At 55.9% G+C, this 23890-nt stretch carries 14 protein-coding genes and 1 rRNA gene; 5 read left to right on the top strand and 10 right to left on the bottom strand.

Features of this window, described 5'->3' with window-relative positions:
- Positions 1-257 precede the first annotated feature (257 nt).
- Together rrf and WKI47_RS25715 are read left to right on the top strand one after the other, a co-directional pair.
- A 5S ribosomal RNA gene (rrf, locus tag WKI47_RS25720) occupies positions 258-374 on the top strand.
- Positions 375-1069: 695 nt separating this feature from the next.
- The gene (locus tag WKI47_RS25715) at positions 1070-3325 is read left to right on the top strand and encodes a helix-turn-helix domain-containing protein (protein ID WP_340230065.1); all 2256 of its coding nucleotides are present in this window, start codon (positions 1070-1072) and stop codon (positions 3323-3325) included.
- Between the two features lie 61 nt (positions 3326-3386).
- Here WKI47_RS25715 and WKI47_RS25710 read toward each other — a convergent pair whose 3' ends face one another.
- From WKI47_RS25710 to WKI47_RS25690, 5 genes are all read right to left on the bottom strand, one after another.
- On the bottom strand, positions 3387-4412 hold the full coding sequence (locus WKI47_RS25710) for a glycosidase (protein ID WP_340230064.1): 1026 nt from the start codon (positions 4410-4412) through the stop codon (positions 3387-3389).
- A 345-nt stretch (positions 4413-4757) separates the two neighbouring features.
- Positions 4758-7121: a glycoside hydrolase family 3 N-terminal domain-containing protein gene (locus tag WKI47_RS25705; RefSeq protein WP_340230063.1), complete on the bottom strand. Its 2364-nt coding sequence runs from the start codon at positions 7119-7121 to the stop codon at positions 4758-4760.
- A gap of 195 nt (positions 7122-7316) precedes the next feature.
- A complete protein-coding gene (locus WKI47_RS25700; protein WP_340230062.1) occupies positions 7317-8921 on the bottom strand; it encodes an extracellular solute-binding protein in 1605 nt (534 codons plus the stop codon).
- A gap of 37 nt (positions 8922-8958) precedes the next feature.
- Positions 8959-9870, bottom strand: coding sequence for a carbohydrate ABC transporter permease (locus tag WKI47_RS25695; RefSeq protein WP_340230061.1), 912 nt, complete (start codon positions 9868-9870; stop codon positions 8959-8961).
- 12 nt (positions 9871-9882) lie between these two features.
- Positions 9883-10737, bottom strand: coding sequence for an ABC transporter permease (locus WKI47_RS25690; RefSeq protein WP_425355514.1), 855 nt, complete (start codon positions 10735-10737; stop codon positions 9883-9885).
- A 522-nt stretch (positions 10738-11259) separates the two neighbouring features.
- Here WKI47_RS25690 and WKI47_RS25685 point away from each other — a divergent pair.
- The gene (locus tag WKI47_RS25685) at positions 11260-14226 is read left to right on the top strand and encodes an alpha-mannosidase (protein WP_340230059.1); all 2967 of its coding nucleotides are present in this window, start codon (positions 11260-11262) and stop codon (positions 14224-14226) included.
- Positions 14227-14484: 258 nt separating this feature from the next.
- On the top strand, positions 14485-15777 hold the full coding sequence (locus tag WKI47_RS25680; protein WP_340230058.1) for a glycoside hydrolase family 125 protein: 1293 nt from the start codon (positions 14485-14487) through the stop codon (positions 15775-15777).
- A 912-nt stretch (positions 15778-16689) separates the two neighbouring features.
- Here the strand turns inward: WKI47_RS25680 and WKI47_RS25675 are convergent.
- From WKI47_RS25675 to WKI47_RS25655, 5 genes are read right to left on the bottom strand one after another with little or no spacing between them, the layout of a single operon-like run.
- Positions 16690-17403, bottom strand: coding sequence for a GntR family transcriptional regulator (locus tag WKI47_RS25675; RefSeq protein ID WP_340230057.1), 714 nt, complete (start codon positions 17401-17403; stop codon positions 16690-16692).
- Between the two features lie 8 nt (positions 17404-17411).
- Positions 17412-18428 (bottom strand): sugar kinase, encoded by a 1017-nt coding sequence (locus WKI47_RS25670; RefSeq protein WP_340230056.1) that lies wholly within the window; start codon positions 18426-18428, stop codon positions 17412-17414.
- Positions 18421-19200 (bottom strand): 2-dehydro-3-deoxy-phosphogluconate aldolase, encoded by a 780-nt coding sequence (gene dagF, locus WKI47_RS25665; RefSeq protein ID WP_340230055.1) that lies wholly within the window; start codon positions 19198-19200, stop codon positions 18421-18423. The genes WKI47_RS25670 and dagF overlap by 8 nt, the downstream gene beginning before the upstream one ends.
- Positions 19201-19204: 4 nt before the next feature.
- On the bottom strand, positions 19205-20317 hold the full coding sequence (locus tag WKI47_RS25660; protein ID WP_340230054.1) for a DgaE family pyridoxal phosphate-dependent ammonia lyase: 1113 nt from the start codon (positions 20315-20317) through the stop codon (positions 19205-19207).
- On the bottom strand, positions 20283-21395 hold the full coding sequence (locus tag WKI47_RS25655; protein ID WP_340230053.1) for an amidohydrolase/deacetylase family metallohydrolase: 1113 nt from the start codon (positions 21393-21395) through the stop codon (positions 20283-20285). Before WKI47_RS25655 ends, WKI47_RS25660 begins: the two co-directional genes overlap by 35 nt.
- Positions 21396-22094: 699 nt before the next feature.
- Here WKI47_RS25655 and guaB point away from each other — a divergent pair.
- Entirely contained in the window at positions 22095-23552 is a 1458-nt protein-coding gene (gene guaB / locus WKI47_RS25650) for an IMP dehydrogenase (protein ID WP_340230052.1), read from the top strand.
- Positions 23553-23890: the final 338 nt, after the last annotated feature.

Genomic DNA, 23890 nt, shown 5'->3' with positions numbered 1-23890 from the left:
GCAATGTGTGGAGCTGACCAGTACTAATCGGTCGAGGGCTTATCCAACGTTCTCATCAAGAGAACAACTTCGAGTAGACGCGAAGAGATCGTTTCGGATCCGGTTTTCAAGGTGCAAGCCTTGTTGCGTAGTTAAGTCTCTTAACTACATAGCGAAATATTTGAATCTGAGCGACTTTTGGATTCCCGATCTCGAGGATCTTCCATCCGAGAGCTGGAACCAAGCGGAGCGAAGAGGCAAATATGGAGCACTTATGGTTTGGTGGTGATGGCAGAGGGGTTCCACACGTTCCCATCTCGAACACGACTGTTAAGCCCTCTAACGCCGATGGTACTTGGACCGCAGGGTCCCGGGAGAGTAGGAAGCTGCCAAGCCCATGAAGAAGTCTTCTCTTAACGGAGAAGGCTTTTTTTGTTTGAGGAGAAAGACAGGGATGCACGGGGAGGTCGCTTCGGGAGAAGCCTTGTTGCTTCCCTGGTTTGCCTGGCGGCAAGCTCAAAGTCGCGCCAAGGCTTCTCCCTACGCTCGGCGTGAGTGCCCATCTTTTAGGGATTAAGTTGGAAGTGATGTTTCTTAGTGGTGTTAAGAAATATATATCATATTCGCGGCTCTTTAAGCGTTTTTCTTCACTTCTTTGTTGGAGTTGTCACTTTTCTTTATATTTCTTGTTCTACTTTTGTTCTCTTCTCTGTTCTCTTGTTTGTAGCCGGCAACGCCGCTACCTCTTTCCTGCGGCTGATCTGGAGCCGCATTCGCCTTCTACAGCCTGGGTCTTGAACTCTCTCAAGTGCCTAGAGGCTTGAGAGGCCCTCCACCTACTCCCAGAGCGAGTCTTTTTCGAACCGGAGCGCCTTTGCCCTTTCCCCTCACCTCTAATGTTTTATTCAATGGAAGGGGAAAGTACAACGAAGCGCAGGTCGAAAAAGACTCGCTCCCCTAGCGATAAAATGAATATAACGTTATAATGTTTAAAACATCATCGGCAAAAAGGGGGCGAAAGCGAACCATGAAACGGCGAATGCAAGCTTTGCACGGGTCTCGGGCTGTTTTTCAAGAACGATGGAATTTTGTGAAGTCCAGACTTTTGTTTCGGTATGCGCTGTCCTATATTTTGGCTTTCCTTATTCCTTTAACGGCACTTACCGTATTTGTGTATGATAGCGCTGTCAAGAACCTGCGTTCGGAAATCGAGCAGTCCAAGGTGAATCAATTGAGTCAGGTTAAGCTTACGATCGACGATCGGATGAGTGAGCTGCATGCGCTGGCGAGCCGGATGTCTTACGATGAACATCTCACGCCTTATATGCTGAACAATCCGTTATCCGCGCAGGAAGCGATCCGTACCCTGGCTAATTACAAAGCGAGCAATAGCATCGTCGAAGATCTTCTTTTGTACATGCACGGGGACGAGAAGATCTATTCCTATCGCGGCCTTGCGGACCTCAACGTCGTGTTCAACAGAGAATACCGGTTCGAAAACTGGTCATCCGAACAGGTACGTAACAATCTGAACGAGATCGATCAGCCTTTGGTTCGGGCGGCGGAGATGGTCAATATGTATTCGCGCCAAGAGCCGCTGCTGACCTATATCGTACCGATCAAAACGAACGACCCGTACCCGTACGGAGCCGTCGTTTATTTAATGAAAGAATCCAAATTAACGGGAGTAATGGATTCGATCCTCAATGACGTCAACGGCAGCAACTACATTTTTAACGAAAACGGAGAAGTGCTCACGACCAACAGCCGGGGAGCGGCAATGCCGAACGGGGAATGGAGCACGCTGGCGCAGTTGGAGCCGGGCATTCATAGCATGGAACTAGCCGGAGAAATGCAGTCGGTCGTGTCGGTCAAGTCGGACGAGAATAATTGGACCTACGTCATGACGATGCCGAGCCACCAGTTTTTCGGGCGAGTGGCGCATGTGCAGACGCTGATTATGATCGTGTTCGCTCTTGTGGTGATTACGGGTAGCGCTGCGGCGATGATGCTTGCCAAGAGACAGTATCACCCGGTTAAAGATCTTATGGAATTTGTTGGCATCCAAAGCGGAGCGGCGATGAAAGCCTCCAACGAATGGGATTCGATCCGGCAAACGATACGCGATTACAACGCCAGAATCGATATGCAGCAGCCTTTTGTGCGGAACCAATGTCTATTATTGCTGCTTAAGCACGGCCGTCCGAACGATCGGGAAATGATGAAAACGATCGACGAGATCGGACTGGGATTCTCTAAGGGAAAAAGGATCTATTTAACGGCGATTCTGTCCTGGAGCGATCATTCCGATCACCGATTCGTGCCGGAAGAGGGCTATGATATCACCGAAGCGCTGGGTTGCCTGGAGGTTGAGGAAGCGGGAGCGAGAGTGTTCGGCGTCGAATTTTCCGCGGACGATCAGTTGGCGTTGGTCATCACGTTCGACGAGCAAAAAATAGGAGAGACGCTGCCTGCCCGTATCGAGCGGACGATCGAGGCTGTACGGCTTATCGCTGAAAAAGCATTGCCCTCGTCTCCGCATATCGGGGTCGGTTCGGCTTACGAGGATCTCGATTCGCTGAACCAGTCGTTTGTGGAAGCGGCAGCCGCGTTGGAGTACCGCAAAATGAACGGGCGCGAGCGCGTCACCTATTTCGAACAGTTATCCGATACGGAAAGCACGGAGGAAGGCAGCTTCTGGATCCCGCGCAAAATGATTTTGAAGCTGGATCAGAGTCTGAAGCAAGGCAGCACGCTGGTAGCGGTACGGATTATCTCGGATATTATGGACACGCTGAAAAAAGAACCGTTGTCCGCGCATTTGCTGCGATGTATTTGTTTTGACGTGCTGAACTCCCTGCTGCGTACGGCGTCGGAATTGGGGATGAAAGAAGTGTTCGCGGATATTTCGGTGCTGGCTTCTTTTGAAACGTTGGAAGATCTGGAAAGCCGTCTGGTCTCGCTCGCTTCGGAAATCTGCCAGCAGGTCGAGCGCAGCACGGAAGAAAAGCGGGATACGTTGATCGACGAAATCGTAAAAGACGTGGACGACCGATTCTCCGATTATACGCTGAGCCTGGAACATCTCGCGCTGAAGTATTCGGTGTCCACGTCTTATTTAAGCCGCAGCTTCAAGGAAAAAACGGGATTGAATTTTTCGCAGTACATTTGGCGCCGCCGCGTGGACGAAGTGATCCGGCAGTTGGAGACGACCAGCGCGCCGCTGAAAGAAATCATCGAGCAGGTCGGTTATCTGGACGCGCCCAACTTTATTCGCCGTTTCAAAAAAGAGATGGGCTTCACGCCGGGACAATACCGCAAGCTGAAAGCGTCGAAGCGGGCGTAGCCGTATGCAACCGGATCGGCGCCTGAAAGTTGCGGATCGATCCGTGTGACCCGTATCGGCGTTACGCCTGAACTTTCGCGGAGGCCAGCACATGCTCCACCAGTTCGTCCACCGGCACCGTCGCCAAAGCGATCGCGGTATCCGTCACGCCGTAATAGATATAGAGCAGGTCGTCTTTGATGACGTTGCCGGTCGGGAATACGACGTTGGGGATCTGGTAGCCGAACTTTTCGTAATACGTTTCCGGTTCCATGATCGGCTCCCAGGTGCGGGCCAGCACTTTTTCCGGGTTGTCGAGATCGAGCAGCAGCGCGCCTACGCGGTATACGATGTCTTCGTCGACGCCGTGGTACAGCACCAGCCAGCCTTTGTCCGTGCGTACGGGCGGGGTAGAGCCTCCGATCTTGCGGCCTTCCCAAGCCAGGTTTTCCGCTTTCGCCAGCAGTTTCGGTTCGTCCCAATGGATCAGGTCGTCGGAGTAGGTGATCCACATCGCGGCTTTTTCCGTTCCGTACGCTTCGCCCACATATTCTTCCGGCCGGCGCAGCAATGCGTAACGGCCGTTTATTTTTTCCGGGAACAAAATGTTGTCGCGGTCGTTGATCTCAAGCGGCGTCGTGTCGGCCACGAACTCCCAGTCGATCAGATTGTCGGACTTCACGATGGAGGAACGCGTCAGCCAATGCCCCGGTTCTTCGCCCCAGCCGTCCGGGTAGGTCGGGATCGAGCGTTCCGGCACGCCGGTGTTGGTCGGGTAATAGTTCATCGCGCAAGGACGCAGAGCGTAGTTCATGTAAAAGGTACCGTCGATCTTGACCACGCGAGGGTCCTGCACGCTGCCGTACGGAAAGCCCAGTTCGTCGGGGGTGAGGACAGGTTCGTTTTTGACATGGGTAAAATGAACGCCGTCTTCGCTTTCGAGCAGGCCGAGGAAGTTTTTGCACGGCGTGAGCGATCCGGCGGTACGTTCGATCATGTAGAATTTGCCGTTGTCGACAATGACGGCGGGATTGAACACGGTCGCTTTGCGCCAGTCGTAAAGACCTGGGACGACGATAGGGTTGTCGGGGTGGCGGGTTATTTTCATGGGATGGGTGTGCCTCCTGGGTTAGAGTGTGATGGGGGTGATGTGTTCTTGCGGCGCTGCGGGAGAAATTCGTTTCGGTCGCTTGTTGTAATTGGGAAGCTGGATTGAAATTTAATAAGGAGGCTTCCCAATTACAAAGGCGAGCGCTACGCTCCTACACTGAATTTCTCCCTCCGCTGGGTGCGTCCCATTCAAATGCTTTAGGGAAGTAAGAAATTGTTTCGCTTGTTGGCTTCAACGTGATGACTATAATTTTTTATTCATTGTCCACTAAGTCTTTCTTGTTCGGCTTAGTTTGGGATCAGAAGCAACGGACTGCGATCCTTTGGTCTCCGGCTCTCCGCTTCAAAAAGCGGAAGAGACGGGAGACAGAACGGTCAGGTCAGTCGTCAGGCCTTCGACGGAGTTGGGGCCGGCGGTCAGGCGGAAAACGCCGGGTTCGACGATCCAGGTCAGGGACGGGCCGACGAATTGGAGATGTTCGCGGGCGACGGCGAATGTGACTGTTTGCGTCTCGCCGGGGGCCAGAGAGATTTTACGGAAATCTTTCAGCATCCTTTCCGGGCGGACGACGGATGCGGCAAGGTCGGAGACGTAGAGCTGCACGACTTCGTCGCCGGGACGGTCGCCGGTATTGGTGACTTCGACGGAAAGCATCGTTTGTCCGTCAGGAAGCATCCGGGTATCGTCGAGACGGATATTGTCGTAGCGGAACTCCGTATAACTCAAGCCGAAGCCGAACGGATATTGCGCTTCGAAATCGTCTTCGAGATAGCGTTTGCCTCGGGTTCTGCGTTTGTAGTGATACACCGGAAGCTGGCCGACGTGCTTCGGAATGCCGAGCGTCAGTCTGCCGGAAGGATTCACGTCGCCGAACAGGATGTCCGCGATCGCGTGTCCGCCTTCCTGACCCGGATACCAGGCTTCGAGAATCGCTTGAGCGTTCTCCGCAATCCAAGGTTCGGAGATCGGGCGGCCGTTGATATAGACGACGATCACAGGCTTGCCCAACTTGAAAATTTCTTGCGCCAGTTCAAGCTGCACGCCCGCCAGATTCAGGGTCGAACGGTCGATGCCTTCGCCGCATTCCATATCGTTCCACGAATTTTCGGTGACGACGGAAGCGCCCGTTTGCAAGTCGATCGTGCCTTCGCCGAAGTCGCGGGCGCTGGAACCGCCGAGCACGAGGACGATCGTATCGGCTTGTTCGGCTTGCCGAAGCGCGGCAGGAAAGCCTTCGCGCGATTCTCCGCGAATGCGGCAGCCCGGAGCGTAGAGCACTTGGCTATCCGCGGGATCGCTGCCGGGTTGCTCGCCCAGCGCGGCGCGTACGCCGTCCAATACGGTCGCGATGGCGCCGGCAGGCTGCGGCGACGTGTAATCGCCGAGTTGATTGTACGGCGCGTCCGCGTTGGGACCGATAACGGCGATCTTTTTGGCGGGAGCGGAAGCAAACGCCGAGCGTTCCAGCGGCAGGAGACCGTCTTCGTTTTTCAACAAAACGATGCCTTCGGACGCGACTTTGCGGGCCAGTTGCCGATGATCTTCGCTGCCGATCACTTCGGCCGCGCGTGTCGGATCGACGAACGGACGGTCGAACAATCCCAGATCGAATTTCATTTCCAGCACGCGGCGTACGGCGCGGTTCACGTCCGCTTCGCTCAACAGTCCGCCGTGTACGGCCGAGAGCAGATGCCGATCGAACATCTCGCCGGACATCTCCATATCCACCCCGGCCAATACGGCCTGCGCCGACGAATCCGCGCCGTCCGCCGCCGTGTTTTGCCCGGAAGTGAGCAAGCCGAGCGCGCCGCAGTCGGTAATGACGAAGCCGTCGAAGCCCCATTCGTCGCGTAAAATGTCTTGCAGCAGATAGCGGTTGGTCGTGCACGGAATGCCGTCGATCTCGTTATAGGCGGTCATAACGGAACGTGCTCCGGCGTCCACCGCATGGCGGAACGGCAGCAGGTCGATCTCGTGCAATTCGCGCGGACCCATATGCACCGGAGCGGAGTTGCGTCCGCCTTCCGAGCTGCCGTAAGCGGCAAAATGCTTGAGCGTGGCGAGAATGGCGTCGTCCGCGGACAGATCGCCGCTTCGGCCCTGAAGACCTTGCACCGCCGAACGTCCCAGCACCGAGGTCAGATGCGGGTCTTCCCCGTAACATTCTTCGGTCCGTCCCCAGCGCGGATCGCGCACCACGTCGAGCACGGGCGAATAGGTCGCTGCTCCGCCCTGGCTGCGCGTCTCCAACGCGACGGCATGGCACATCTCTTCGTACAAGTCCGGATTCCACGTGCTGCCGACCGAGATTGGGACAGGGAACACGGTGGCGCCGATCGCCATATGTCCGTGCGAGCATTCTTCGCCGAACAGGATCGGGATGCCGTGACGGCCGTGTTCCAGCGCGTACGCCTGCATCTCGTTGACCAGCTTCGCGCCGTCTTCCGGCGACAATCCCGTTTCCAGCGTGACGCCGGTCCACGGATCGGCGCGCAGCGTGCCGTATAGCGAACCGACGCCGCCTTCGGCAACGCGGCGTTTGAACGATTCCGTCAGTTCGACGGAGCCGTCCTCTTTTCTTGTATAGCAGGTCCAGCCGAAAGGTTGAGCAAGCTGGCCGACTTTTTCCTCCAGCGACATGTCCTTCAGCAGCTTGTCGATGCGTTCTTCGACGACTGCGGAGCGGGACGTTGCTTGTTGCTTCATGTTCGACTCACGCCTTTCCTATCGAAACTTTCCTATCGAAAATAAGCAGGCGGGTCGGCAAGGGAAAAGAAGAAGCTTCGGGTTTCCCGTCGCGTTTTTCTTTTCGCAGTTACCACCCGCCCTATGACATTGTTCCGCCTCAATCAAACCTTAGTATTCGAAAGATTCTTTTATGCTCAATAAACGGACTTTCGCTTAGTTCGCTTTCCAACGGTCGTACGCGGCTTGGTTGATCTCCGCTACGCGCTCTGCACCCATCTTTTTAAGCGTCGCGACATAGTTGTCCCAACCGCTCATCGGCTCGGCGCCGGTGATGAACTTCGCTTCCATCTGCTTGACGTAGGTGCTGAGGTCGGAGTTCAGGCTGTTGATCTCCGATTGTTCTTCCACCGTCAGGAACAAGGCCGGGAACGGAATGCGCGCGCCGTTGTCGAGCAATTTGGTTTGCGTTTCTTCCGCAACCCACAGATCGAAATCGGTGGTCAGGCCTTTGCCGATATCGTCGGTCGTCACGGTCGGAGCCGGGATGCCGTAGTTTGGCGTCAGCGTCGCGCGGAAATCTTCGCGGTCTTGGCCGTCCGGTACCGGGAGGTACTTTTTGGTGCGGTCCGCTTCGTTCTCGTACTCCCACAGCACGCCTTCCGGTCCTTTGTTGAACAGCAGGGAGCCTTCGTACGAATACAGATAGTCGACCCAGCGCAGCGAAGCTTCCGGGTATTTATTCGTTTTCGTGATCGCAAAAGCGCCTGTCGTGATGCCGCGGTTTTTCGCGATTGCCGCTTTGTCGACGTATTCGCTACGTACCGGCAGGAACATCGGATCTTCGGTCGAAGGTTCGCCGCCTTTGGTCATATACGCGTTCCAGTCGGAGAACAAGGCGATCTGGTTGTTTTGGCCTTTGGCTTTCTTTTGCTCGGCCGTTTGGGAGAAGCTTTCTTTATCGAGCAGACCATCGGTCCACAGGCGGTTCATGTATTCCAGGTAATGCTTGAATTCTTCGTCCATCGGCGTGTAATGCACCACATCGTTGTCGTCGACATACGTTTCTTCTTCATACACGCCGAACGCGCCCAGCAGCCATGTCCGGATATCGCGCAGGTTGGCGGCCGGCGTGGTCACGGAAGAAATTCCGATCTCGTCCGCCTGGCCGTTGCCGTTCGGATCTTCTTCTTTGACGCGCTTCAGGTAATCGTACAGCTCCTCGGTCGTTTCCGGCAGCTTATCGACGCCCAATGCTTCGAGGAACTCGCCGTTGTACCACAACGGGTTGCGGTACCAGTGCTGGCTGAACTCGACTACCGGCAGCGAGTAGATATGGCCGTCCGGCGCGGTGATCGATTTGCGTACGTCCGGGTATTCGTCGAGCAGCGCTTTGAAGTTCGGCGCGTACTCGTCGATCATGTCTTCCAGCGGGACCAGCACGCCTTGTTCGCCGTACTTGAGCTGTTCGGAAGCGGTCAGGCCGGCGGCATAGAACACGTCCGGGTAATCTTCGCTGGCGAACACCAGATTTTTTTTCGTTTCAAAACTGTCTTTCGGTGCGTTTTTGTATTCGAACTTGATGTTGGACATTTTCTCCATCTCCTGAAGAACGGCCATGTCCTCCCAGTTCTGAATGCCGACGTCCGGCGCCATCATGGTCAGGGTGATCGGTTGTTCGACAATCGGGAAACCTTCTTTGCTTACCGTGACGCTTTCTGCGTTACCGGCTTCTTCTCCGCCACCGCCGCAGCCTGCCAGCAGCGATGCGCCAAGCCCTCCAACCATCAGCAGCTTCCAGGCTTTGCTTCGAATATTCATGGTAAATCCCCCTCTGTTTAAAGTAAGTACCGTAAGCTTACCCTTTGACCGAACCGATCATCACCCCCTGTACGAAATACCGTTGCAGGAACGGATACACGGCGATGATCGGAAGCGTGGAGACGACGATGACGCCGTATTTGATCAGCGAAGCCGTTTCGGCTTTGGAGTTCATCGCCTGGGCGATTTCTCCGCTGACGCCCGCCCCGTTCATTTCGGCGGACATCTCCTGAAGTACGAGGATTTGGCGCAGCACCATTTGTAGCGGATATTTCGATTCGCTGTTCAGGTAGATCAACGAAGAGAAGTAACTGTTCCAGTGGCCGACGCCGTAAAACAAAGCCATAACCGCGACGATAGGAGCGGACAACGGCAGCACGATTTTCCAAAACAGCTTGATATTCGTGCAACCGTCGATATGCGCGGCTTCCTGAAGTTCTTTCGGGATCGTCGATTGGAAAAAGGTACGCGCCACCACGATGTTCCAGACGGAAGCGGCGACCGGAAGGATCAGCGCGCCCATCGTATCGATCAGACCGAGGTTTTTGACCACCAGATACGTCGGAACGAGGCCGCCGCTGAAAAACATCGTCAGCAGGATAAAGCCCATGAACCAACCTCTGCCGACGAAATCCGAACGGCTGAGCGCATACGCGGCGGGCAGGGTGACGGCCAGATTGAGCAGCGTGCCGACCACCGTGTAGATGATCGTATTCAGATAACCGTTCCAGATTTTCGGATTGTTGAACACCAGCTCGTAACCGGCCCAGGTGATGTCTTTCGGGAACAACCACATTTCTCCCGAGTTGACCGCCTGCGGACTGCTGATCGACGCGCTGAGAATATAAATGAGCGGATACAGCACGATCACCAGGGCAATGCACAGATAAATGTACGTGCCGATCAGGAACATTTTGTCGCCTTTCGATTCTTGCATCGCTTTAACCATGACAACCCCTCCTTACCACAGACTGTTCGAGCTGGTGCGTCTGGCGATCCAGTTGACCGTGACCAGCAAGATAACGTTGATGACCGAGTTGAACAAACCGACCGCGGTCGAGAAACTGTACTGCGCATCGACCAGACCGGCGCGGTAGACGTAGGTGGAGATGACGTCGGAAGCTTCCAGGTTGAGCGAGTTTTGCAGCAGCAGGATTTTTTCGTACCCGACCGTCAAGATATTGCCCATATTCAAAATGAGCATGATCGTGATCGTCGGCAAAATGGTCGGCAGGTTGATATGCAGCACGCGTTTGAACCGGCTCGCGCCGTCGACGATCGCGGCTTCGTGCAGCTGCGGATCGACTCCGGACAGCGCGGCGAGGTAGATGATCGTTCCCCAGCCGGTACTTTGCCACACGCCGGAGAGGACGTACATCGTTTTGAACCAGGCCGGATCGGTCAGGAACTGCGGAGCATTGAAGCCCAGCGCCTCGATCAGCATGACGATCATGCCGTTGCTCGGCGACAGGAACGTGATAATCATGCCCGCCATAACGACGACGGAGATAAAGTGCGGCGCGTACGTGACCGTTTGCACCGTCTTTTTGAACTTGCCGCTTGCGATTTCGTTAAAAGCGAGAGCGAGAATGATCGGAAGCGGGAAGCCGATCGCCAGCTCGTAGAAACTGATGCTGAACGTGTTCCATAGCAGATCCCAGAAATAATAAGAGTTGAAGAAACGTTCGAAGTGATCGAATCCGACCCAGGGACTTCCGGTGACGCCCATGGACGGAACGAAGTTTTTGAAAGCGATCTGGATACCGTACATCGGGAAATAATGAAAGATCAAAAAGTACAGAAGCGCCGGGAGCATAAATAGATACAGTTCCCAGTTCGCTAAAATTTGTGCCCGCTTCGAGCTTTTTTTCAGGAGCGGCAGCTCGGCGGTTGCGGATGACTTGGACGCCTTCATTTCGTTTCCTCCCTTCTATAGGCGTGTGTTTACACGTAAAGCCTTTCTGCCGTCGTGGCGGAGAGCCTCAAGGATAAACACACGCGTTACGCAACGATTTGGCAATCGATAGGAATAAAGCTGACATACGGCAAAAGCCGATTTCATTATTCCGAGATGCGTACGCTTACAATTCGAATCTTAACGAAGCATTCCTGACACCGTAAATATGTCGATTGCGTATTGTCATTCTTGAAAAGCTGACAAATAGCGCAACGGCGGGCTTTACGGGAATAAAAGACAATTCGGATGTCAGCTTTTCTTTTGCCGAAACTATGTTAAATATGTGCTCGAAGCTTAACCGAAAATTCCACATATTGCGCTTGCGTCGAGCCTGTGCCAACATGATTCCGAACCTGAGCAAGGCGAAGGAGGACATTGTCCATGAAGCGAAAAACCGCGCATATCATCTCCCACACCCACTGGGACCGGGAATGGTATCTGCCTTACGAATCGCATCATTTGCGTCTAACGAACTTGATGAACGAACTGATGGATACGCTGGAACAAGACGGGCGTTACCGATATTTCCACCTCGACGGTCAAACGATTATCATCGACGACTATCTGCAAATGTACCCCGACGGGCAAGAACGGTTAGCCAAACTGATCGAACAAGGCAAAATCATTATCGGTCCGTGGTATGTGCTGCAAGACGAATTTTTGACCAGCTCGGAAGCGAACGTGCGCAATCTGCTGATTGGCCACCGGGAAGCGGCGCGCTGGGGACCGGTATCGAAGCTGGGTTATTTCCCGGACTCGTTCGGCAATATGGGGCAGGCGCCGCAGATGCTGAAGCAGGCGGGCATCGAAGCGGCGGTGTTCGGACGCGGCGTCAAGCCGACCGGGTTCGACAACGTGGTCGTGGACGCGCCGGGCGAATACGAATCTCCTTACTCCGAAATGTTTTGGGAATCGCCGGACGGATCGAGCGTGGTTGGCGTCCTGTTCGCGAACTGGTACAGCAACGGCAACGAGATTCCGGTCGATGCGGGCGAAGCGGTCGTATTTTGGGATAAAAAGCTGGCCGATGCGGAAAAGTACGCGTCGACGCCGGAGCTGCTGTACATGAACGGATGCGACCATCAGCCGATACAAAAAGACTTGGGCGACGCGATCGACACGGCGAAGTCGCTGTACCCGGACGTCGATTTCGTGCATACGACCTTCGACGCTTATCTGGAAGCGCTAGGGGAGCATCCGTCGGACGACTGGGTAACGGTGCACGGCGAACTGCGCAGCACGCGGACGGACGGTTGGGGTACGCTGGTCAACACGGCGTCGGCGCGGGTGTATCTGAAGCAGATGAACCAGGCCGGACAGACGCTGCTGGAAAAAGGAGCCGAGCCGTTGGCCGTTATCGCGAGCCTGACGGCAGGGCAAAAGTATCCGCACGAGCCGCTGGCTTACGCGTGGAAAACGCTGATGCAAAACCATCCGCACGACAGCATCTGCGGCTGCGGCGTCGACGAGATCCATCGCGAGATGGTCGGACGCTTCGACAAAAGCCGCCATATGGCGGAAGCGCTGATCGCGGAAAGCCTGCAGGCGATCGGTTCGCGGATCGGTACGGACGATATCGCGGCATGGCCGGAAAACGCGCGTCCGGCGGCTTTTTTCAATACGACGGGTTGGGAACGCAGCGGCGTGGTCACGGTCGACGTGCAGGCGGTGCGGATCAACTTCAAAGAAGGGCCGTCGCCGCAAGGCATCGCGGACAAGCTGGACGCGCTGAAGATCGGACCGGGTCGCGTGGTCGATACGGAAGGCCGCGAGATCCCGGCTTCGATCGAGGATCTGGGCGCGCAGTTCGGCTACGATCTGCCGGACGACGGGTTCCGCGTGCCGTACATGGCGCGCACGTTCCGGTTGACGTTCGAAGCGCGGAACGTTCCGGCGCTGGGGTACAAGCTCTACGCTTGGGTGCCGGAGGAAGCGGGAAGCGGAGCGGATTATGCGGGCGGGGCTGATCGTGACCGCGCGGGAGACGCGGAAGGTGGGGCCGGGCAAGCGAGGGAGGCGCTTCGAGCCGAAGCGGCCGGATTCGCGAACGCGGCGCAGCATCCGACGCACGCTCAAGGCGATCAAAGCGGATCGTCTGCGCATATCGCCGCTGCCGATCGCGAAACGGCCGGAAATTCGGCCGAAATGTTCGGCCAAGCCGAAGAAGTCGTGTCGACGCCGCACGGCATGGAAAATCGTTTTCTCGCCGTCCGCTTCGCGGACGACGGTTCGTACTCTATCGCCGACAAAACGACAGGGCGTATTTTTGAAGGGCTCGGCGTCTATGACGACTGCGGCGATATCGGCAACGAGTACGTGTTCCGCCAGCCGGAAGGCGACGTGCCGTTGACGACGCAAGGATCGACTGCGGCGATCTCGCTGATCGAAGACGAGCCGTACCGGGTGACGTACCGGATCGTGCACGAATGGGAGATTCCGTCTTCGGCCGAAGCATCGTTCGAAGACGAGAAGCGCCGTCTCGTACCGTTCCTCAAACGCCGCTCCGGCCGCTCGGCGGACACCGTGACATTGGAGCTGACGACCCTGGTATCGCTGGAAGGTTCCGGCAAAGGCGTTCAAGTGTCCGTAACGTTGAACAATCAGGCGCGCGATCATCGGCTGCGCGTGCTGCTGCCGACCGGCTTGCGGACGCGGACGGTATTGGCCGATTCGATCTTCGAAGCGGCGGAGCGCGAGATCGTGCCCGCGCCGGAATGGATCAATCCGAGCAACGCCCAGCATCAGCAGGCGTTCGTCAGCCTGTCCGACGGCACGCACGGTCTGACCGTCGCCAACAAAGGCTTGAACGAATACGAAGTGCTGCAAGACGGTTCGGGCACGATCGCCGTCACGCTGCTGCGCAGCGTCTCGGAAATGGGCGATTGGGGCGTGTTCCCGACGCCGGAAGCGCAATGCCTCGGCGAGCATACGCTGGAATACGCGGTGTACCCGCATGCCGGCAACGTGATCGACTCCGGCGCGTTCGCTCAGGCTTACCAATACCAGACGCCGTGGTTCAGCCAGCCGCTCGGCCGGCAATTCGGCCCGCTGCCGGCGGAATATCGCGCTCTGTCATGGAGCGGCGAGAAGCTGGCGCTGTCCGCGTTTAAGCAGTCGGAAGAAAACGGCGACGTGATCGTGCGCTGGTACAATCTGTCCGGTGAAAATGCGCCGCTTGAATTCGAACCGAAGTTCACCGCCGATACGGTATACGGGAGCGATATTTTGGAACGGCGCGGGGAAGTCGTCGGGCAGGGAGCACAATACGCGGCTCAGCTTCCGGTCGGCCCGGCGAAGATCGTCACCTTCGCGCTGGCAGTTCCGCAAGTTTCGAACCGGACTGATTAAAGCGGCGAAGCCGAAAGCCGACACCGTGTCGAGAAAGTCTGACGTGCCCGGAACGAATATTTTTCGGAGCCTTTTCGCTTCACGCGGATGCGTCATTTTCTCGGCAACCCGGCTGCGAAGCCGAGATGTTTTTTCGAGGCTTGCGACATGCAGCAGCAGGTTTCGCGCGAGCGCGATCCGATCTTGTGAGCGATCTTTTTTCCCCGTATCCGAATATCTCTGATTGGCCCAATCATGTTCCAACAGGAGGCGTTACTTATGAACACGACAAAAACTTTGCCTGCGGCGGTCGAGCGTTATCTCGAAGAAACCGACAAACGGCTGGCGCATCATCCCAAGCTGAAGCAGGTGTTCCGCAACTGTTTCCCGAACACGCTGGAAACGACGACCAAGCTGCTCGACGACGGAACGACCTTCGTCTACACCGGCGATATTCCGGCCATGTGGCTGAGAGACTCGGTCGAGCAGGTGCGCCATTATATCCCGCTCGCCAAAGAAGATGCCGATTTGCAGCGCATTATCGAAGGATTGATCGCGCGGCAGCTTTTTTACATCAATATCGATCCGTACACCAACGCGTTCAACGAAACGGCCAACGGGCGGCATTACCGCGATTCCGACGATTGCGAATTAAGCCCGTGGATGTGGGAACGCAAGTATGAGCTGGACTCGCTGTGCTTCCCGGTGCAACTGCTGGCGCAATATTGGCAGGAAACGGGCCGCACCTCCATGTTCGACGACGATTGCTACCGGGCGCTTAGCAGCGTCGTGCGCGTAATCGCCACCGAGCAGCGGCACGACGAGAAATCGCCTTACTTTTTCCGCCGCGACACGAAGCAGGATACCGAGACGCTGTACAACGACGGACGCGGCATGCCGACCAATTACACCGGCATGAGCTGGTCCGGTTTCCGTTCCAGCGACGACGCGTGCGAATTCGGCTACAATATCCCGGCCAACATGTTCGCGGTCGTGATTCTCGGCCATATCGAGCGGATCGCGTCGGACATCTACAAAGACGAGGAACTGGCCGGGCGCGCCGCGAAGCTGATCAAAGAAATCAATTTCGGCATCCAGCGTTACGGCATCGTCGACCATCCGAAGCACGGCAAAATCTACGCGTTCGAAACCGACGGCTACGGCAACTTCTCGCTGATGGACGACGCCGGCACGCCGGGGCTGCTGTCGATCCCGTATATCGGCTACGTCGGCATCGACGATCCGATCTATCAGAACACCCGCCGCTTCGCGCTGAGCTTCGATAACCCGTTCTACTTCGAAGGCAAGCATGCCAAAGGCATCGGCAGCCCGCATACGCCCGGCGGCTACGTCTGGCATATGGCGCTGTCCATGCAGGGACTCACGTCCGAAGACGACCAGGAGATCCAAGACCTGATCGAGACGCTGCTCGCCACCGACGCCGGAACCGGCTACATGCACGAAGGCTTCCACCCCGACGACCCGAGCGATTTTTCCCGCGAATGGTTCGCCTGGTCCAACAGCCTGTTCGCGACCCTGGTCGTGAAAGCGATGGAAAAAGGGTTGGTCTGATCCGATCAAACTAAAAAACCACGACTTCCCGTATCCTCGGGAAGTCGTAGTTTTCTTTTACCGATATATGCGGCCTCATCGACAATCTGCGCACAGAGTAAGTTCTTAATTCGCCGACTCCAATCCAAAAAGCACAAAAGACATAAACGTTCACCGAATACGACAAAAAGACACGTCCCTAACTTTGATCGAGCATCGTTTTTTGAAAAATTCCTAACTCTCTTCGCACAGTAGAGACACCAAGTTCAACTTTTTGCACGATTGCCATTTCTCAAAGCAACTCTTTTCCGTCCAAACTGCAAAATTTAAAATATTCAACCCCAGTCACTGCTCCAAAAGCAAAATAACGCTCTATAATGCTGTATTCCCTGTAATCCCATCAAGCTTACGAGCATTTTAAATCGAAAATCTTGTATAATCTACAACTCTGCTTCTACACTCGCACCCTACATTGCCTAAAAAGCAGCCTACACCTCTCTAATACCCTAACCTTCAAAGCTACATTGACAAAAAAGCAGCCTAGAAGCCCCATAAACAAAAACACATACCGCCTAAGCTTCGCACGTTGCTTTTTCGTCAACGTAGCTCAAAAAACACCCTAATCCCACACTCTACATTGCCTAAAAAGCAACCCCCACACCCACCAAACAGTCTACAGATCCTATGTAAAACTTGCGCGACTCGCACTTGCCAAATCCCAAAACCCAGCCCGCCCTTCTCCGCTCTTCTCCCTTAAACCAACTCCAACAAACTTCTTCTTTTTGCTTTTTTCTTTTGATCTTTTCCTTTACCTACCCCTCCCCGCGCATGGCCCAGCCGCGAGCCGGTTTCGAACCGAAGCGCCTTTGCCCTTGAAAGGACAACGAAGCGCAGGTCGAAACCGGCTCGCGGCGTCTCCCATGCGCTTCACCCTCACACTTCATAATTCACGACATAAGGATGCATCCCCGCCCGATAATACCCTTCGCTGCACTCCGCGGCTTGCCCTTGCTCGTCGTAAGCGAACCGCAGCCTTTTCAGCAAAGGCGTCCCCGAAGGAATGCCGAGCGCATCGGCGATGCCGACATCCGGCGATCCGACCGAAAATTCGTCGCGCATCCGCGCGATCGCGATTCCTTGCTCCTCCAGCCAGCCGTACAGCGATTGGCCTTGCAGACCCGACTCCGCCGGATCTTCCGCGCGGGCGGGCAAATAATGCGTGTAATGGATATACGGCACATCGTCCAGCGTGTATAAACGTTCGATCCGCAAACACGATTCGCCGAACAGCTCCCGCAGCCGTCCTTCCGCTCCGGTACGAATCGTTTCGGCGTGCAGCAGTTGTTTGCCGATCCGATGGCCTTCTTCGACCAGAATCTCCGTGAACCTTTTCCAGGTAGAGAGCTTGGAGGTCGACGTGTTGCGGCTGACCCGGGTGCCTTTGCCGCTGCTCGTTTCCAAATAGCCTTCCTGCACGAGCAGCTTGACCGCGTTGCGAACCGTGATTTTGCTGACCGCGAATTCTTCTTCCAGCTTCGGCTCCGGCGGCAGATACGAGTGAAGCGGATATTGGCCGTGTAAAATGCGATCTTTGAGAATGCCGTGAATTTTGAGGTAAAGCGGTTGTTTGGTGCGGCTTGTCGCCATAAAAGTTCCTACCTTTCTATATCGCCGATCCCTTCCATCATCGCCCGGAAGATTTGCGGCTCCGACGAAAACGGCGTATCGCCCACGATCGTGTGCGCCAGCATGGACGCGGCGGACGCGAACCGAACGGTCTGCTCCGGCGCGAAATCCGATAGGATGCCGTGGAGGATGCCGCTCGCATACGCGTCGCCCGCGCCGATCCGGTCATATACAGGGAACGTCAGCGGATCGGAAAAATAAAAGACGTTTCCGGTATGCAGATAGCCGAGCAGGGAATGCTGACCGCCTTGTTCGATATGGCGATGGGTTCCGGCGATTGTCGCGATATTATACGACTTGGACACGGCCGGAATCAATTCCCGAAGCTGATCCAACCGTTCCGTCGACGAAACCGGCAGGCCGAGAATATGGATCGCGTCGTTTTCGTTCATATATACGATATCGGCCAAATGCAGCATTTTTTCATACCACGGGCGCGCAATCGCATATCCGTCTTCGCCCCATAGCGCAGGACGGTAGTTGCAATCGAAAACGACGGTTTTTCCGGCTGCTTTTACCGATTCCGCGAACGCCAGCGCATTGCGCCGCACCGTATCGTTCATGGCAAGCGAGATCCCGCAAAAATGCACGGCGTCGACCGCGCCCGCGATTCCGGCAAACGGATAGATGCCTTCGGCGGCGGTATTGAAGCTGCTGTGCGGGCGGTTGGAGTACGTGACCCGGCTGGGACGCGCTCCGAACCCCGTTTCGAGAAAATACATGCCCAGATACAAGCCGTCTCTGCGGATATAGTCGGTCGACAGCCCCAGCTTGCGCAGATTGGCTTCCGCCGCGTCGCCGATCGGGTTGTCCGGCAGCGTCGTCACGGGCAGCGCCCTGTGGCCGAACCGCGACAGCGCCGACAACACGTTGACGCCGCTGCCGGAATAGGACACTTGCAGCGTATCCGTTTGCGACAACAGCCGAAGACCGGGAGTCTCCAGCCGCATCATCACTTCGCCGAACGCCGCGATCGTGTTAGGCATAGCGGTCGACCAGCTTTTTCATGACCTCCAGCAGTTCGCTCACGTCGCTCACGATCGTATCGCCGCTGCCCGAATCGATGATCGACGAGTAGACGTGGGGAATGACCTGCGGCACGCCCGCTTCCAACGCGATCTCAAGGATCGGGCCGAAGTTTTCTTTGTCGATGCCGCCTGTCGGTTCGAGCGCGAACTGTTCTTCGCCGCAAGCTTCCGCCACGGCCCGGTACTCGGCTTCGAGCGACAATCCTTTCATCGGGAAATATTTGAGCGCGCTTCCGCCCATATCCCGAACGAGCGCGATCGCGGCTTTGACCGGAACGACCGCGTGATCCGTCGCCGCCGCGCTGAACGGTCCGGTGGACAAGTTCACGTAGCCCGGCTTGCCCGAAGGGGAGACGAGCGCGTTGATCCAGCCCGGCGTTCCCGCCAGGTTTGCCGAAGTCGCGCCGACGGACGGAAATACTTGGTTGATATGGCTGCCGGCATAGTGACGGGCGATCTCGGCCACGACCTGCGCTTGGCGGTTGTCGCCCGCGCCGAGTCCGATCGAGACGGCGTCGTCGATACCGCGGCCGTACTCGCGCATCGCGTCGACCGCTTCGGGTACGGTTTTGTACGCTTTGGACAGTACGCCGACCAGCACATGGCCTTCGGCCGCTTCGAATACGTCTTTGGCGTTTTGCACGCTGCCCGCCAACACGTTGAGCGCCGCGCGGCCGTTGTACAAGCGTTTGATAATCGGAGCTTCGGTTGCCTGGATTTGAGTCGTCATCGGTTTAATTTCCTCCTTTTAAAAGCAAAAGTTCGCGCAGTCTGCGTTCGATCACCTGCATATCGTCGCCCAGCAGCGGTCTCGGGTCGATATCGAAGTAGCCTTGCCTTGCCCCGTAGTCACGGGTATACACGGCGATCTCGCCGTTTTGCAGCCCGTCGACCGCCTGCACCGCGTCGATTCCGGCGAGCGACGGGTCGATCTTGATCCGGGCCCGGTAAATGGCGCGTCCCGCTTCGTCCTGCACGATGCTCACCGTCACGCCTTCCAGATCGCCGAGCGGCAGCAGGACGTTCAACGCTTCGCGTTCCTGCGCGCTGGTGTCTTTTTTATCCAGATACTCGTCTAACGCTTGCAGCAAGCCGAATGTTGTTTCTTTGCCGACCTTCATGCTGCGTCCGATGCCGTGCAGTTGGACTTTGACCTGCTCGACGTAGTCGCGTTTGCCTGCCACGATGCCGGAAGTCGGGCCTTCGATCGCTTTGGAGCCGCTGAAAATGACCAGGTCGCAGCACGACGCGTACTTTTGCAAATCTTCTTCGGCCGCCGCGTCGATGATGAGGGGCAGGCCGAGCTTTTGCGCCAACGCCCACGTTTCTTCGATCGAAGCCATGTTTTTTTGCACGGCGTGATGGGATTTGACGTATAAAAGGGCGGCTGTGCGCTCGGTGACGGTGTCTTCGATCTGGCGCACGGTGCCTTCGTTGGCATAACCGGCTTCGACGACGCGGCCGCCGCCCAGGAAGACCATCGTTTCGACGGGAGCGCCGTATTGAACGTTATGTCCTTTGAGCATCACGATCTCGTTTTTGGCGATCGGCGATTGGTGCAGGCGCAGACTGCGGCCGCGATCGCCTTGCGTGACGATGCCCGCGACGGACAAAGCGATGCCGCTGGATGCCGAGTTCACGACCAGCGCCGCTTCGAACCCCAGTTGATTCGCGATCCGATCGCCTGCTTTGTTGACCAGATCGGCGATCTCCACGTAACTTTGACCGCCGATGCGCATCGCGTCCATGACGGTATCGCTCGGCGCGGATACGCCGAGAATGCTCATTCTTCCGCTGGCGTTGATAACGCGTTTAAGACCGTATTCGGCATGCAAGGTACTCGCCATTGATAACCACTCCTTCAGCTTGGATACTTTGTGCGGACGTGCGGGTGACGCCTTCGGAATCGGTGAGGACGGACGGAACATTTTTAATAGAAAAAAGGGTCAGGTTGGCGGGATCGCCGACTTGTATCCGACCGAGTTCGGGACGGTTGAGCCAGGCGGCGGGACGGGAGGTAACGGCTTCGATGACCTCTGTCAGCGTATAGCCGAGGGTCAGAAACTTGGTCAGCACATTCGCCATCCCGTACACAGGCCCGTTCAAGCGGTTGCCGCGATAAATATCGGTGCTGATCGTATCGAACGATATGCCGGCGCCGCGCGCTTGTTCGGCCGTTCGGAACGAAAAGCTGGCGGTGCCGTGGCCGACGTCGAGCTTCACGCCGCGCCGGATCGCGTCCGTGAGCACGGGCAGGGGAGTTCCGGCGTCGTCGAACAGGTTGTTGGCTTTGCCGTTGAGATAATGCGTGACGATATCGCCGCTTCGCAGCAAAGGAATCACGTCTTCGATCGCGGGCGGGGCGGAACCGATATGCGTCATGATCGGCAGTCCGGTTTCCTCGCTCAAGCCTACGGCCAGCCGCAAAGGCTCCGTGCCGTTGCCGCGTACGACGCTGCTGCTGATTCTCGCTTTTAACCCCACGATAAAATCGGGATGTTCGCGGACGGCTTGAAGCAGCGCTTCCTTATGTATCCATTCCAACTGCGACAGTTCGTCGGTTCGCTGAAGGCCGATCCGCGATACGTTCAGGAAAGCGAATAATCGGGTCCGGCTGTTCGCGCGGCTTGCGGCCAATTCGCCGATCCGGTCGGCGCCGCAGCTCCCCGCGTCGACGATCGTCGTGCAGCCGCAATCCACGCCGATCGCGTCGACGGAATCGCCGTACGGTTCGAACTCGGGAAAAGCATGCACGTGCATATCGATCCAGCCGCCGGATACGTATTGCCCTTCGCAATCGAGGATTTCGCCTCCGCTTGCCGTGCCGGGTTCGTGCAGTCCGTCGATCCGGCCGTCCCGAATTTTCAAATCCGCGATTCGCTCGTCCGGCAACCGAACATGCCGCAGCACAAAATCTTGCTTCATGGCGCACCTGCTTTCTGGTAGGAGTCTCCATTTCAAGATAACACCGCTTTTTCGAAAAAACAATATAACGTTATAATGTTTAGAAGTATGGGATGTAAAAAAAGAAAGCCAAATGCAAAAAGAACGCCGAATATGAGAAGAATGCGGAATATGAAAAGAATGCGGAATACGAAAAGCCCGGATTGGCACACGCGCCGACCGGAATTTTGAGAATAAGTGCGTATATCCATTTATTTTCTTCGTATTCTGTGATTTGGAGGGATTAGATGCAGATATACACTTAATTCCTCGTCCTTGTGCGATTTTACGCATTTTTTCTTCGAATAAATGTATATTTGTACCTATTTGAAAATTCCGAAGCAGATCGAACGAAATAAGTGTACTTGAGCATTTATTTCGACCCTTTGAGCCAAACATAAAGCCGATCCGAAAGCGGAATCCAAAAGAAAAACGCTTCAATGCCTTTTCGAAGCGCTGAAGAAAACGTTTCAAAAAACGTCGAATTGTCCATGCTGGGCGGACACCGTTCCCGCTCTTCCAAGAGGCTGGAAATCGCGGAAGAACGCCCGTTTTTTCACCTTGACAGCCCATACCCCCTTTGCTAAGATTGCAATAATATATTTTCAGAAAAGCCCTTTCAGCTTTCCATATAAGGAAAAAACGGCGGTAAGGACAAGAGAAAAAAGGAGGCAAAATCGGGTGTGGAATAGCAAGTTTGACAAAGAAGGTCTGACGTTCGACGACGTGTTGCTGGTTCCAAGAAAGTCGGAAGTTCTGCCAAAGGAAGTCAGTGTGTCCACGAAATTGAGCGAAAAGGTACAGTTGAACATTCCGTTGATCAGCGCAGGCATGGACACGGTAACCGAAGCGGTTTTGGCGATCGCGATCGCGCGCGAAGGCGGCATCGGCATCATTCATAAAAATATGCCGGTCGAGAAGCAAGCGGACGAAGTCAACCGCGTAAAACGTTCCGAAAACGGCGTTATTACCAATCCGTTCTTCCTGAGTCCGGACCATCTCGTCTCCGATGCAGAGGCCCTTATGGGCAAGTATCGGATATCTGGCGTTCCGATCGTCGACGAAAACGAGAAGCTGGTCGGCATCCTGACCAACCGCGACCTGCGTTTCGTTCACGATTACAGCATCGCGATCAAGGAAGTCATGACGCAGGAGAACCTCGTAACGGCTCCTGTCGGCACGACGCTGCGCGAAGCGGAAGGCCTCCTGCAACAGCACAAGATCGAAAAGCTGCCGTTGGTGGACGAGAACAACGTGCTCAAAGGTCTGATTACCATTAAAGACATCGAAAAAGCGATCCAGTTCCCGAACGCTGCGAAAGATTCGCAAGGACGCCTGCTCGTCGGCGCGGCTGTCGGCGTATCGAACGATGCGATCGAGCGTATCGATGCTCTGGTAGAAGCCGGCGTTGACGTTATCGTAGTCGACTCGGCACACGGACACCATATCAACATTATCGACGCGGTTCGCAATATCCGTGCCCGTTACCCGGAACTGACCATCATCGCGGGCAACGTGGCAACCGGTGAAGCGACTCGCGAACTGATCGAAGCGGGTGCTTCGGTCGTTAAAGTCGGCATCGGCCCAGGCTCCATCTGTACCACCCGCGTCATCGCCGGTATCGGCGTGCCGCAAATCACGGCGATCTACGACTGCGCAACGGTCGCTCGCGAATACGGCATTCCGATCATTGCCGACGGCGGCATCAAATATTCCGGCGAAATCACCAAAGCCATCGCAGCCGGCGCACACGCCGTTATGCTGGGCAGCATGTTTGCCGGAACCGAAGAAAGCCCGGGCGAATCGGAGATCTACCAAGGCCGCCGTTTCAAAGTCTATCGCGGCATGGGTTCCATCGCAGCCATGAAGCAAGGCAGTAAAGACCGTTACTTCCAGGACGATGACAAAAAGCTGGTACCGGAAGGCATCGAAGGCCGCGTCGCTTACAAAGGCGCTTTGTCCGACACCATCAACCAACTCGTCGGCGGGCTCCGCTCCGGCATGGGCTACTGCGGCGCAAGCAACCTCGACGTGCTGCGTAACGATACCCAATTCGTCCGTATCACCGGCGCAGGCTTACGCGAAAGCCACCCTCACGACGTCCAAATTACCAAAGAAGCACCGAACTATTCGGTGTAATCCAATCTTTTCATTGTTGCCTATGCAATTCGAACGCGGCGCGCGGAAACCCTCCGCTCCCCGCGTTTTTTAGTTCTTGAATCTTGTTAGTTCTTGAACTTTGAACGAGATGAATGCAGCTCAACGGCCCGGCCAAACAGCCGGGCCGCCCTTTTATAAAAAAATTCCCGAGCGGCGAGCCTAGGCGGAGGGACAGTTTCAGTGTAGGAACGAAGTGTTCGCCTTTGAACTTGGGAAGCTTCCTTTATAAAATCCAATCCAGCTTCCCAAGTTCAACACGCGACCGAAACGAAACTGTCCCGCAGCCGCCTCACTCGCAACGAATAGGCCCTCAAGCC

Origin of the sequence: Saccharibacillus sacchari, from assembly GCF_037722395.1 — a bacterium.
Lineage (GTDB): Bacteria > Bacillota > Bacilli > Paenibacillales > Paenibacillaceae > Saccharibacillus > Saccharibacillus sacchari_A.
The sequence above is the reverse complement of the archived record's forward strand: the minus strand, read 5'-3'. Positions and strand labels throughout refer to the sequence as shown.

Coding starts and splice junctions, on each gene's coding strand:
- WKI47_RS25675 (WP_340230057.1), bottom strand. CDS start 17,403: ATGGCGACAAGCCGCACCAAACAACCGCTTTACCTCAAAATTCACGGC.
- WKI47_RS25655 (WP_340230053.1), bottom strand. CDS start 21,395: ATGAAGCAAGATTTTGTGCTGCGGCATGTTCGGTTGCCGGACGAGCGA.
- dagF (WP_340230055.1), bottom strand. CDS start 19,200: ATGACGACTCAAATCCAGGCAACCGAAGCTCCGATTATCAAACGCTTG.
- WKI47_RS25695 (WP_340230061.1), bottom strand. CDS start 9,870: ATGGTTAAAGCGATGCAAGAATCGAAAGGCGACAAAATGTTCCTGATC.
- WKI47_RS25685 (WP_340230059.1), top strand. CDS start 11,260: ATGAAGCGAAAAACCGCGCATATCATCTCCCACACCCACTGGGACCGG.
- WKI47_RS25680 (WP_340230058.1), top strand. CDS start 14,485: ATGAACACGACAAAAACTTTGCCTGCGGCGGTCGAGCGTTATCTCGAA.
- WKI47_RS25690 (WP_425355514.1), bottom strand. CDS start 10,737: ATGCTCCCGGCGCTTCTGTACTTTTTGATCTTTCATTATTTCCCGATG.
- WKI47_RS25705 (WP_340230063.1), bottom strand. CDS start 7,121: ATGAAGCAACAAGCAACGTCCCGCTCCGCAGTCGTCGAAGAACGCATC.
- WKI47_RS25660 (WP_340230054.1), bottom strand. CDS start 20,317: ATGGCGAGTACCTTGCATGCCGAATACGGTCTTAAACGCGTTATCAAC.
- WKI47_RS25710 (WP_340230064.1), bottom strand. CDS start 4,412: ATGAAAATAACCCGCCACCCCGACAACCCTATCGTCGTCCCAGGTCTT.
- WKI47_RS25700 (WP_340230062.1), bottom strand. CDS start 8,921: ATGAATATTCGAAGCAAAGCCTGGAAGCTGCTGATGGTTGGAGGGCTT.
- WKI47_RS25670 (WP_340230056.1), bottom strand. CDS start 18,428: ATGCCTAACACGATCGCGGCGTTCGGCGAAGTGATGATGCGGCTGGAG.